Raw genomic sequence first — 12,633 nt, 5'->3', positions numbered from 1 at the left:
ATGCTGGCCTACATTCTGCGGCGTCTGCTGCTGATCATCCCGACCCTGTTCGGCATTCTGCTGATCAACTTCGTCATCATCCAGGCCGCGCCGGGCGGCCCGGTGGAGCAGATGATCGCCAAGCTCGAAGGCTTCGAAGGCGCCACCAGCCGCATCGCCGGTGGCGGCGCTGAAGTCTCGGTGGCCGGCTCGAACTATCGCGGCGCACAGGGCCTGGACCCGAGCCTGATCAAAGAAATCGAGCACATGTACGGCTTCGACAAATCGGCGCCGGAACGCTTGTGGATCATGGTCAAGAACTACGCACATCTGGATTTCGGCGACAGTTTCTTCCGCGACGCCAAGGTCATCGACCTGATCGTCGAGAAGATGCCGGTGTCGATCTCCCTCGGGCTGTGGAGCACGCTGATCATGTACCTGGTGTCGATCCCCCTGGGGATCGCCAAAGCCACGCGCCATGGCAGCCATTTCGACGTGTGGACCAGCTCGGCGATCATCGTCGGCTACGCCATTCCGGCGTTCCTGTTTGCCATCCTGCTGATCGTGGTGTTCGCCGGCGGCAGTTACTTCGACTGGTTCCCGTTGCGCGGGCTGACGTCGAGCAACTTCGATGAGATGAGCTGGCTGGGCAAAGTGGGCGATTACTTCTGGCACCTGGTGCTGCCGATCACCGCGCTGGTCATCGGCAACTTCGCCACCATGACCCTGCTGACGAAAAACAGCTTTCTCGACGAGATTGGCAAGCAGTACGTGATCACGGCCAAGGCCAAGGGCCTGACCCAGCGCCGGGTGCTCTACGGCCACGTGTTCCGCAACGCCATGCTGCTGGTGATCGCCGGTTTCCCGTCGGCGTTCATTGGCATCTTCTTCACCGGCTCCCTGCTGGTGGAAGTGATCTTCTCCCTCGACGGCCTTGGCCTAATGAGCTTCGAAGCCGCGATCAACCGTGATTACCCGGTGGTGTTCGGCACGCTGTTCATCTTCACCCTGCTGGGGCTGGTGGTGAAACTGATTGGCGACCTGACCTACACGCTGGTCGACCCACGCATCGACTTCGACCGCAGGGATCATTGATATGACGTTGTCCCCCCTCAATCGACGCCGTTTCGAACGCTTCAAGGCCAACAAGCGTGGCTGGTGGTCGTTGTGGCTGTTTCTGATCCTGTTCGGCGCCAGCCTCGGCGCCGAGCTCATCGCCAACGACAAACCCCTGGCGGTGCGCTACGACGGCGAGTGGTACTTCCCGGTGTTCAAGCGCTACCCGGAAACCACCTTCGGCGGTGAATTCCCGCTGGAAGCCAACTACAAGAGCCCGTACATCAAAGAGCTGCTGACGGCCAAAGACGGCTGGACGCTGTGGGCGCCGATCCCGTTCAGCTACCAGAGCATCAACTACGACCTGAAAGTCCCGGCCCCTGCCCCGCCCTCGCGGGACAACCTGCTGGGCACCGACGATCAGGGCCGCGACGTATTGGCGCGGGTGATCTATGGCTTCCGCGTGTCGGTGCTGTTCGCCCTGACGCTGACGATCCTGAGCTCCATCATCGGCGTGATCGCCGGGGCGCTGCAGGGTTTCTACGGCGGCTGGGTCGATCTGATCGGCCAGCGCTTTCTGGAAATCTGGTCCGGGCTGCCGGTGCTGTACCTGTTGATCATCCTCGCCAGCTTCGTGCAGCCCAACTTCTGGTGGCTGCTGGGCATCATGCTGCTGTTCTCGTGGATGAGCCTGGTGGACGTGGTGCGCGCCGAGTTCCTGCGTGGCCGCAACCTGGAATACGTGCGCGCCGCCCGGGCGCTGGGCATGGAAAACGGCGCGATCATGTTCCGCCACATCCTGCCCAACGCGATGGTCTCAACCATGACCTTCATGCCGTTCATCCTCACCGGCGCGATCGGCACGCTGACCGCGCTGGATTTCCTCGGCTTCGGCCTGCCGGCTGGCTCGCCTTCCTTGGGCGAACTGGTGGCGCAAGGTAAATCCAACCTGCAGGCGCCGTGGCTGGGCATCAGTGCCTTCGCCGTGCTGGCGATCATGTTGAGCCTGCTGGTGTTCATCGGCGAATCCGCCCGCGACGCATTCGACCCGAGGAAATGAGATGAATCAGGACAATCTGGTCGAAATCCGCGACCTCTCCGTCGAATTCGTGAACGGCACCAACGTCCAGCGGGTGGTCGAGGGCATCAGCTTCGACATCCGCAAGGGCGAAACCCTGGCGCTGGTCGGAGAAAGCGGATCGGGCAAGTCAGTCACCGCACACTCGATCCTGCGGCTGCTGCCCTACCCGCTCGCGCGTCATCCGACCGGGACGATTCGCTACGCCGGTGATGACCTGCTGACAGTCAGTGAGAAGCGCCTGCGCGGTATTCGCGGCAACCGCATCGCGATGATCTTCCAGGAGCCGATGACGTCGCTGAACCCGCTGCAGTCCATCGAAAAGCAGATCAACGAAGTGCTCGGCCTGCACAAGGGCCTGACCGGCAAGGCCGCGACGCGGCGCACGCTAGAGCTGCTGGATCTGGTGGGCATTCCGGAACCGGCCAAGCGCTTGAAGGCTCTGCCCCACGAGCTGTCCGGCGGACAGCGTCAGCGGGTGATGATTGCCATGGCCCTGGCCAACGAGCCCGAGCTGCTGATCGCCGATGAGCCGACCACCGCGCTGGACGTCACGGTGCAGCTGAAAATCCTCGAGCTGCTCAAGGAATTGCAGGCCCGGCTGGGCATGGCCTTGCTGCTGATCAGCCATGATTTGAACGTCGTCAGGCAAATTGCCAACCGAGTATGTGTCATGCAGCGCGGTTGCATCGTCGAACAGGCATCGTGCGAAGAGCTGTTTCGCGCGCCGCAGCATCCGTACACCCGTGAACTGCTCAGCGCCGAGCCCAAGGGCGGGCCGGCGAACAACCCGCCGGGCGCGCCGATGCTGGAAGTTGAAGACCTGAGGGTCTGGTTTCCGATCAAGAAAGGCGTGTTCAAGCGCACGGTGGATCACGTCAAGGCGGTCGACGGCATCCATTTCAGTCTGCCCAAGGGCCAGACGCTGGGGATTGTCGGCGAGAGCGGCTCGGGCAAATCGACGCTGGGCCTGGCGATCCTTCGGTTGATTCGCAGCGAAGGCGAGATACGCTTTCACGGGCAATCGCTTAGCGGGATGAATCAGCATCAGGTCAGACCGCTGCGGCGGCAGATGCAGGTGGTGTTTCAGGACCCGTTCGGCAGCCTCAGCCCGCGCATGTCGGTGTGCGATATCGTCGGCGAAGGCCTGCGGATTCATAAGATGGGAACCCCGGTGGAACAGGAAGCCGCCGTGGTTGAAGCGCTCAAGGAAGTGGGCCTGGATCCGGCCACCCGGCACCGCTACCCCCACGAGTTTTCAGGGGGACAGCGGCAAAGGATCGCCATTGCCCGGGCATTAGTGTTAAAACCGGCGCTGATTTTGCTGGACGAGCCGACATCGGCCCTCGACCGCACCGTTCAGCGTCAAGTGGTGGAGCTGTTACGCTCCCTGCAAACCAAGTACAACCTGACGTATTTGTTCATCAGCCATGACTTGGCGGTGGTCAAGGCGTTAAGCCACCAACTGATGGTGGTCAAGCAAGGCCAAGTGGTCGAACAGGGTGTGGCAGAAGACATCTTCGCCGCACCGCAACATCCTTATACACAGCAGCTGCTGGAGGCCGCCTTCTTGGCGCCGGCAGCTGTCGATTAACCTGAAGAGGAACAAAACAATGGGTTTTCTCGCCGGTAAGCGCGTCCTGATCGTCGGTGTCGCCAGCAAATTGTCCATCGCATCCGGTATCGCTGCCGCCATGCACCGTGAAGGCGCTGAGCTTGCTTTCACCTATCAGAACGAAAAACTCAAGAAGCGCGTCGAGGAATTCGCCGAGGGTTGGGGTTCGAACGCCGACCTGTGCTTCCCTTGCGACGTCGCCAGCGATGAAGAAATCGCCAAGGTCTTCGAAGAACTGAGCAAAAAGTGGGACGGCCTGGACTGCATCGTGCACTCCGTTGGCTTCGCGCCGGGCGACCAGCTGGACGGTGATTTCACCCAAGCCACCACACGTGAAGGTTTCCGTATCGCTCACGACATCAGCGCCTACAGCTTCGTGGCCCTGGCCAAAGCCGGCCGCGACCTGATGAAGGGCCGCAACGGCAGCCTGCTGACCCTGTCGTACCTGGGTGCCGAGCGCACCATGCCGAACTACAACGTGATGGGCATGGCCAAGGCCAGCCTTGAAGCCGGCGTCCGTTACCTGGCCCGCAGCCTCGGCCCGGACGGTACCCGTGTCAACGCGGTATCGGCTGGCCCGATCCGTACCCTCGCCGCTTCGGGTATCTCCAACTTCCGCAAGATGCTGGCGGCCAACGAGGCGCAGACTCCATTGCGTCGCAACGTGACCATTGAAGAAGTGGGTAACGCTGGTGCTTTCTTGTGCTCTGACCTGGCGTCCGGTGTCAGTGGCGAGATCATGTACGTCGACGGTGGTTTCAATACCACGGCGATGGGTGATCTGGAAGGTTGAGGGTTGCTTGCCCCTTTTCAGAGTGATGACGCTCTGAAGCCTGGCGCACGACCTGTAAGCGCCGGCTAGCTGGCGAAAGCGGTGGATCAGACGGCCCTGTGGCTGGATGATCTGCCCTTTTTTTTCGCCTTGGGTTTCTTTGGTGAGATCGGCCCTGGAGTAGCGTGATAATTCCAGGCCGCGGGTGGCGCTGACAGGGTTCTGCCAGAGGCAGAACTGTTTCGCCTTCGGCGAGTTACTTGGAAAAGCACCCCAAGTAACCAAGGGTGCTTGCTCCTGGCTAGGTTCCTCCTACGTCGGAATTCCCTCACTCCGACGCCGCTCCGTGGGCCCGCGCCGAACGGACATCCATGTCCTAGCGGCGCTCTCGCGGCATCCATGCCGCTCGGCCCACTGCGCGTCGTCTGCGTTCGGCCTGCACCCAAGTCGCGATAGGTGTCGTCTGGGCGTTATGTGCTTGAAGATCAAGATCTAGATCAACAGCAACAGCTTCCCGGCTAAAGCCGGTCCCACTTAAAGCACCGCGGACCCACAGTAGGACCGGCTTCAGCCGGGAAGCTGTTGACCTGCTTTTGATCTTTGAACACAGAAAGCTCAGACACCGCAGAACGCGACTTGGGTGCAGGCTGAACGCAGGTTTCGCGCAGTGGGCCGAGCCGCATGGATGCGGCGAGAGCCGCCCCCCCGCCATGGATGGCGGATGGCGGCGGGCCCACGGAGCGAGACCGGAGTGAAGGAACCCTGACGAAGGAAGGGCCTAACCAGGAGCAGGCACCCTTGGTTACTTGGGGTGCTTTTCCAAGTAACTCGCCGAAGGCGAAATGTCTGCCGTGAGGCAGACGCTCTTGATCTTGGTACAGTCAGCCGCGCCGCAGACCCGGGGACAGATTAATTTACGGTGAAGCGTTGTAAATAAATCAGTCCCCTTTCACACGTTGTAAATAAATCAGTCCCCTTTCACACCCTTTCACAAAAAGTGCCTGCTCCCGGTTTGGCCCGACTTCGTCGGGTTCCGGGGTGTCCGGGCTACCGCGTATAAGATCAAGATCAACAGCAAAAGCTTCCCGGCTAAAGCCGGTCCTACCAAGAAATCGCATGCATCCAGTGGGACTGGCGCCGACTGTAGGACCGGCTTTAGCCCGGAAGCTGTTGATCTGCTTTAGCTCTGCTTTTGATCTTCATACACACAAAGCTCAGACACCGCAGAACGCGACTTGGGTGCAGGCTGAACGCAGGTCTCGCGGAGTGGGCCGAGCCGCATGGATGCGGCGAGAGCGCCGTCAGGACATGGATGTCCGTTCGGCGCGGGCCCACGGAGCGAGACCGGAGTGAAGGAACCCTGACGAAGGAAGGGCCTAACCAGGAGCAGGCACCCTTGGTTACTTGGGGTGCTTTTCCAAGTAACTCGCCGAAGGCGAAATGTCTGCCGTGAGGCAGACGCTCTTGATCTTGGTACAGTCAGCCGCGCCGCAAACCCGGGGACAGATTAATTTACGGTGAAGCGTTGTAAATAAATCAGTCCCCTTTCACAAGTCCCCTTTCACACCCTTTCACAAGACACAAAAAAGCCCCGACTCTCGCGAGTCGGGGCTTTCTGTTAACAGCTTCCTGCGTCGATCAATACTTCTCGATCTTCGCCGCTGCTTCCAACTGCTTACGGTAGGCCGCGAAATCCTGCTGACCCTCACGGGACGACAGGAAACGACGGTACTGGCTCTTCTCCTCATCCGACGCCGGCGCCGCCTGATTCACGCCATTCAGACGCACAATCACAAAGCTGCCATCCGCCGCCGTCAGGCTGCCATAAACCGGCTTGTCCTTGCCTTCCGGCTTCGGCATACGGAATACAGCCTGCAGCACCTGAGGATCGACACCCTCCTGGCTGCGTGAGGCCGCTTCCACGACCTTCCAGCTCTGACCTTCCTGCTTGGTCGCCGCATACGGCACTTTACCGTCACGCAGGCCTCCGAGCAGCGCCTCGCCCTTGGTCTTCACCGCATCGCTGGCATGTTCCTTCGCCAGTTGCGCACGAATCGGCGCCGATACCGCTTCCAACGGCAACTGCTCAGGCTGACGGTGCTCTTTGACATGCACCACCACCACGGTCTCGGGATCCAGCTCCAGCGCGGAACTGTTAGAACCCTCTTCCATCACTTCCGGGCTGAAAGCCGCCTGAATCACCGCACGGTTGGCTGCAACGCCTTCGCCACCCTCGCGACCGAACGGCGCAGTGGTCTGCACTTTCAGTCCCAGATCCTGAGCAGGCTGCGACAGATCCGACGCCTCGAACGCCGCGTCTTCCAGTTTCTTGCTCGCATCGACGAACTTCTGCTCGACCTGCTGAGACTTCAGGTCGTGGGTCAGCTTGTCTTTCAGGCTGGCGAACGTCGGCACCGACGGTGCTTCAACGCCCAGCAGCTTGATCAAGTGCCAGCCGAACTGACTGCGAACAGGTGCGGACACCTGATCCTTGTTCAGCGCGTACAGCGCGTCTTCGAAGGCCGGGTCATAGACCCCCTTGCCGGCGTAGCCCAAGTCACCGCCCTTGGTCGACGAGCCCGGATCCTGGGAGAACTCCTTGGCCAGCGCAGCGAAATCTTCGCCCTTGGCCACACGCTGCTGGATTTCCTCAATCTTGGCTTTCGCCTGAGCGTCTGTGGTCTTGTCGTTGACTTCGATCAGGATGTGGGCCGCACGGCGCTGCTCGGCCAAGTTGGCGATCTCTTTCTGATACGCCGCCTGCAGGTCTTCGTCCTTCACCGACACTTTGTCGAAGAAGGAGGACTTCTTCAGTTCGATGTAGTCGAGGACCACTTGCTCAGGACTCAGAAACTCTTTGGCGTGCTGATCGTAGTGCGCCTTGATCTCGTCGTCGGTGACTTTCACGCTCGACGGATCGGCCGGCAGGGTCAGCGTCGCGAAATCCCGGGTCTGTTTTTCCAAACGGGCGAATGCGTCGACTTGGGCGTCAGTGACGAATGCACTGCCGCCGATACCGGCACGAATCTGGCCGATCAGCATTTCCTGGCCCAGGATCTGGCGGAACTGCAGACGGGAATAGCCGAGCTGGCGAATGACCTGATCGAAGCGATCAGCACTGAATTTACCGTCGACCTGAAATTCAGGGGTCAGCAGCATCTGCTGGTCCAGCGCAGCTTCGGAGAAACCGAACTTGGAATCGGCGGCGCCCTGCAACAGCAGCTTGCGGTCGATCAAGCCCTTGAGGGCCGAGTCACGCAACATCTTTTCGTTGAGCATCGCAGGATCGAAATCCTTGCCCAGCTGTTGCATCAGCTGACGGCGTTGCATTTCAACCGCTTGACCCAGTTCAGCCTGGGTGATTTCTTCGCCATTCACCTTCGCAGCATCCTGCGAGTGGCTGGTTGCGCGGAAGATGGCATCGAACCCGGTCAGGGCCATCAGAGCGATGATGACCCCGATGATGGTTTTGGCAATCCAGCCCTGTGAATTGTCCCTGATATTCTGCAGCATGTATCCCCCAGAGGGTTGTACTCGACTCACCAGGCTGCTGCACACGGTAACGCGGAGCGTGGGTTGAATCCGGATAGAAGAAAGGCGCATCGGAGGATGCGCCTTCTCGTAACTTGCAAAGCGGACGGGGTTCGATGTGCGTTCCCCGAGTGACAGTCCAGCGCTTGACCAACCGCACTTGCCGCTTCACGCCCTGAACAGAGATAACGCTGTCCTGGGCGGGCAAAGTAGAAAGAAACTTAGTTGACGGCTTCTTTCAGAGCTTTACCGGCTTTGAAACCTGGTTTCTTGGCCGCTGGAATTTCCAGGGTTTTACCGGTCTGAGGGTTACGGCCGGTACGGGCAGGACGATCAGTGACAGAGAACGTGCCGAAGCCTACCAGTACAACAGAGTCGCCACCCTTGAGAGCGCCAGTGACGGATTCGATTACAGCGTCCAGCGCACGGCCGGCAGCAGCTTTCGGGATGTCAGCGGATGCGGCGATGGCATCAATCAGTTCCGACTTGTTCACTCTAAGTCCCCTTATGTATTTGAGTATTTCTAAGTTTTTTTGGTGTAACCAAACGAACACTGAGCGGCCTGAACAGGCTTGAAGAGCCGCTTTATAGCAAGGGCTCCAAAAACCTGTCAAGGAAGGCCTCCCAGACTAATGCGTGCTGATCCTCTCCTTGGCGTCAGACTCGCGCTTTTCATCCTTGGCAACCATCTCGGGAGCCACGTCCGGCAAGGGCTCTGGCGCGTATTGCAGCGCAATTTGCAAGACCTCGTCAATCCATTTAACCGGTTTGATCTGCAGGTCGGCCTTGATGTTGTCAGGGATCTCCTTCAGATCGCGAACGTTCTCCTCGGGGATGATCACTGTCTTGATGCCACCACGGTGAGCAGCCAGCAATTTCTCCTTGAGACCGCCGATTGCCAGCACCTGTCCACGGAGGGTGATTTCACCCGTCATGGCCACGTCGGCACGAACCGGAATCCCGGTCAGGGCGGACACCAGCGCCGTGCACATGCCTACGCCTGCGCTCGGGCCATCTTTTGGCGTCGCACCTTCCGGCATATGGATGTGCGTGTCGCGCTTCTCGTGGAAGTCCAGAGGGATGCCCAGGCTCTTCGCACGGCTGCGCACAACGGTCAGCGCGGCAGTGATCGACTCGACCATCACATCGCCCAGCGAACCGGTCTTGATCAGTTGACCCTTGCCCGGAACGACCGCCGCTTCGATGGTCAGCAGCTCGCCACCCACCTGCGTCCACGCCAGGCCGGTCACCTGACCGACCTGATCCTGCTGCTCGGCGAGGCCATAACGGAATTTGCGCACACCCAGGAAGTTCTCGAGCATGTCCGCGGTCACGGTCACGGAGAAACGCTTCTCGTGGGCGTGTTCCTTGACCGCTTTACGGCACACCTTGGCGATCTGACGCTCGAGGCTACGTACGCCCGCTTCACGGGTGTAGTAACGGATGATGTCGCGAATCGCCTCGACTTCGAACTCGACCTCGCCTTTCTTCAAGCCGTTGGCAGCGATCTGCTTGGGCGAGAGGTACTTGGTGGCGATGTTGATCTTCTCGTCTTCGGTGTAGCCGGGCAGACGAATCACTTCCATACGGTCAAGAAGCGCCGGTGGAATGTTCATCGAGTTGGCGGTGCACAGGAACATTACGTCGGACAGGTCGTAGTCGACTTCCAGGTAATGGTCGTTGAAGTTGTGGTTTTGCTCGGGGTCGAGCACTTCCAGCAATGCCGACGCCGGGTCACCGCGCATGTCACTGCCCATCTTGTCGATTTCATCGAGCAGGAACAGCGGGTTGCGCACACCAACCTTGGTCATTTTCTGGATCAGACGACCAGGCATGGAACCGATGTAGGTGCGACGGTGGCCGCGAATTTCAGCTTCATCGCGCACGCCGCCCAGCGCCATACGGACGAACTTGCGGTTGGTGGCGTGGGCGATCGACTCGGCTAGCGAGGTTTTACCCACGCCAGGAGGCCCGACCAGGCACAACACCGGACCGCGAATCTTCTTCACGCGCTTTTGCACGGCGAGGTATTCGAGGATGCGCTCTTTGACTTCGTCCAGGCCGTAGTGGTCGGCGTCGAGAATGTCCTCGGCGCGGGCGAGGTCCAGACGGACCTTGCTCTGAGCCTTCCACGGCACCTGGACGAGCCAGTCGATGTAGGAACGAACGACAGTGGCCTCGGCGGACATCGGCGACATCTGCTTGAGCTTGTTGAGCTCGGCGGTCGCTTTGGTCATCGCGTCTTTGGGCAGACCGGCGGCATCGATGCGCTTTTTCAGCTCTTCGATTTCGTTGTGGCCCTCTTCGCTGTCGCCGAGCTCCTTCTGAATGGCCTTCATCTGCTCATTCAGGTAGTACTCGCGCTGACTGCGCTCCATCTGTTTTTTCACGCGACCGCGGATGCGCTTCTCGACCTGCAGCAAGTCAATTTCGGCATCCAGCAACGCCAGCACGTGTTCGACACGGGCCGACAGGTCAATGATCTCGAGAATTTCCTGCTTCTGTTCGATCTTCAGCGCCATGTGGGCAGCCATGGTGTCGACCAGACGACCCGGCTCATCGATGCTGTTGAGGGAGGAAAGCACTTCCGCCGGGACTTTTTTGCCCAGTTGGACGTACTGTTCGAACTGAGCCAGCAGGCTGCGGACGAAGACCTCGGATTCACGATCCGGCGCGTCCACTTCATCGATCAGCGCGACTTCGGCGCGGCAATGGCCGTCGACCTCGATGAAGCGCTCGACCGAGCCACGCTGCTCGCCTTCAACCAAAACCTTCACAGTGCCATCCGGCAGCTTCAGCAGCTGCAGCACGGTGGCGACGGTGCCAACGTTGTACAGCGCGTCTTCACCGGGATCGTCGTCGGCCGGGTTCCGTTGCGCCAGCAGCAGGATTTGCTTGTCGCCGGTCATGGCCGCTTCAAGGGCCTCGATCGACTTCTCGCGCCCCACGAACAGCGGGATAACCATATGCGGGTAAACCACAACATCGCGCAGTGGCAAGAGAGGCAGTTCAATGGTCGTCTTCATGATTTCGCCTCTACGGCGGCCTTCAGGCCATGGACAGATATAAATAAGCTGAAAATCAAGATGGGGGTTGAACCTTAAAAAAACAAGCGCCGCTTTGAGTTAAAGCGAAAGGACCCTGAAACGCGGGCCGGACTTGAGGGAAACGCGAAAAGGGCCCGAGGGCCCTTTTCGTTTCCAGTCGCCCGGTGCGTTGCCAGCAGGCTACGCGTCCGGTGCCGCCTTGGCAGGTGGCTCGCTGTTTTCATAAATCAACAGCGGCTTGGAGGTGCCCTCGATCACGCTCTCATCGATCACCACCTTGCTCACGTCGGATTGCGACGGGATCTCGTACATGGTGTCGAGCAGAACGCCCTCGAGGATGGAGCGCAGACCGCGAGCACCGGTCTTGCGCTCAAGCGCACGACGGGCAACCGATTTCAACGCATCCGGGCGGAACTCGAGGTCCACGCCTTCCATTTCGAACAATTTGCCGTATTGCTTGGTCAGCGCGTTCTTCGGTTCGGTCAGAATCTGCATCAGCGCAGCTTCGTCCAGTTCGTCCAGCGTCGCCAGTACAGGCAGACGACCCACGAACTCCGGGATCAGACCGAACTTGACCAGATCGTCAGGCTCGACTTCACGCAGGGATTCGCCGACCTTCTTGCCCTCTTCCTTGCTGCGCACTTCGGCGTTGAAGCCGATGCCGCCTTTGGTGGAGCGATTCTGGATGACTTTTTCCAGGCCAGAGAACGCACCGCCGCAGATGAAGAGGATATTGCGCGTGTCCACCTGCAGGAACTCCTGCTGTGGGTGCTTGCGACCACCTTGAGGCGGAACGGAAGCCACGGTGCCTTCAATCAGCTTCAGCAAGGCCTGCTGCACGCCCTCGCCCGACACATCACGGGTGATGGAAGGGTTGTCGGACTTGCGCGAAATCTTGTCGATCTCGTCGATGTAGACGATACCCATCTGGGCCTTCTCGACATCGTAATCGCACTTCTGCAACAGCTTCTGAATGATGTTCTCGACGTCCTCACCCACATAACCAGCTTCGGTCAGGGTGGTGGCGTCGGCGATGGTGAAAGGAACGTTGAGCAAACGAGCCAGCGTTTCCGCCAGCAGGGTCTTGCCGGAGCCCGTCGGGCCGATCAGCAGGATGTTGCTCTTGCCCAATTCAACGTCGTCGTTTTTCTTGTCGCGCTGGTTCAGTCGCTTGTAGTGGTTGTACACCGCTACTGCGAGAACCTTTTTGGCACGCTCCTGACCAATGACGTACTGGTCAAGGATGCCGCTGATTTCTTTAGGCGATGGCAATTTATGCGCGCTGCTTTCGGCCTGTGCTTCCTGCACCTCCTCGCGGATGATGTCGTTGCACAGGTCGACGCACTCGTCACAAACAAATACCGAGGGGCCGGCAATCAACTTGCGCACTTCATGCTGGCTTTTGCCGCAGAAGGAGCAATAAAGCAGTTTGCCGTTGTCCTCGCCGTTGCGGGTGTCAGTCATTCGATCGATCCAATCCGGTAGGCTTGCAACACAAGATGAAGGCAATTGCTCGATTTTTCAAGTCCGCAGGCGGCACGGAAGTACTGACCGC

The 12,633-nt window shown here is 59.6% G+C and carries 8 protein-coding genes; 4 read left to right on the top strand and 4 right to left on the bottom strand.

Features of this window, described 5'->3' with window-relative positions; genetic code table 11:
- From SLW74_RS14510 to fabI, 4 genes are read left to right on the top strand one after another with little or no spacing between them, the layout of a single operon-like run.
- Window positions 1-1,074, top strand: coding sequence for a microcin C ABC transporter permease YejB (locus SLW74_RS14510; protein WP_410929295.1), 1,074 nt, complete (start codon window positions 1-3; stop codon window positions 1,072-1,074).
- A gap of 1 nt (window position 1,075) precedes the next feature.
- Entirely contained in the window at window positions 1,076-2,095 is a 1,020-nt protein-coding gene (locus SLW74_RS14505; protein ID WP_410929294.1) for an ABC transporter permease, read from the top strand.
- 1 nt (window position 2,096) lies between these two features.
- Window positions 2,097-3,707: an ABC transporter ATP-binding protein gene (locus SLW74_RS14500; protein ID WP_065986449.1), complete on the top strand. Its 1,611-nt coding sequence runs from the start codon at window positions 2,097-2,099 to the stop codon at window positions 3,705-3,707.
- Between the two features lie 19 nt (window positions 3,708-3,726).
- A complete protein-coding gene (gene fabI / locus SLW74_RS14495; protein ID WP_065986448.1) occupies window positions 3,727-4,521 on the top strand; it encodes an enoyl-ACP reductase FabI in 795 nt (264 codons plus the stop codon).
- A 1,617-nt stretch (window positions 4,522-6,138) separates the two neighbouring features.
- Here the strand turns inward: fabI and SLW74_RS14490 are convergent.
- From SLW74_RS14490 to clpX, 4 genes are all read right to left on the bottom strand, one after another.
- A complete protein-coding gene (locus SLW74_RS14490) occupies window positions 6,139-8,013 on the bottom strand; it encodes a SurA N-terminal domain-containing protein (RefSeq protein WP_410929293.1) in 1,875 nt (624 codons plus the stop codon).
- A 239-nt stretch (window positions 8,014-8,252) separates the two neighbouring features.
- Entirely contained in the window at window positions 8,253-8,525 is a 273-nt protein-coding gene (locus SLW74_RS14485; protein ID WP_065986445.1) for an HU family DNA-binding protein, read from the bottom strand.
- Between the two features lie 135 nt (window positions 8,526-8,660).
- Window positions 8,661-11,057, bottom strand: a complete 2,397-nt coding sequence (lon, locus tag SLW74_RS14480; RefSeq protein WP_065986444.1) for an endopeptidase La — start codon at window positions 11,055-11,057, stop codon at window positions 8,661-8,663.
- Window positions 11,058-11,258: 201 nt separating this feature from the next.
- Complete coding sequence (clpX, locus tag SLW74_RS14475) at window positions 11,259-12,542, bottom strand: ATP-dependent Clp protease ATP-binding subunit ClpX (RefSeq protein ID WP_037013640.1); 1,284 nt, start codon at window positions 12,540-12,542, stop codon at window positions 11,259-11,261.
- Window positions 12,543-12,633: the final 91 nt, after the last annotated feature.

It is taken from the genome of Pseudomonas sp. W5-36 (genome assembly GCF_046540455.1).
Lineage (GTDB): Bacteria > Pseudomonadota > Gammaproteobacteria > Pseudomonadales > Pseudomonadaceae > Aquipseudomonas > Aquipseudomonas graminis_B.
This window is presented reverse-complemented; position numbering and strand designations above follow the sequence as displayed.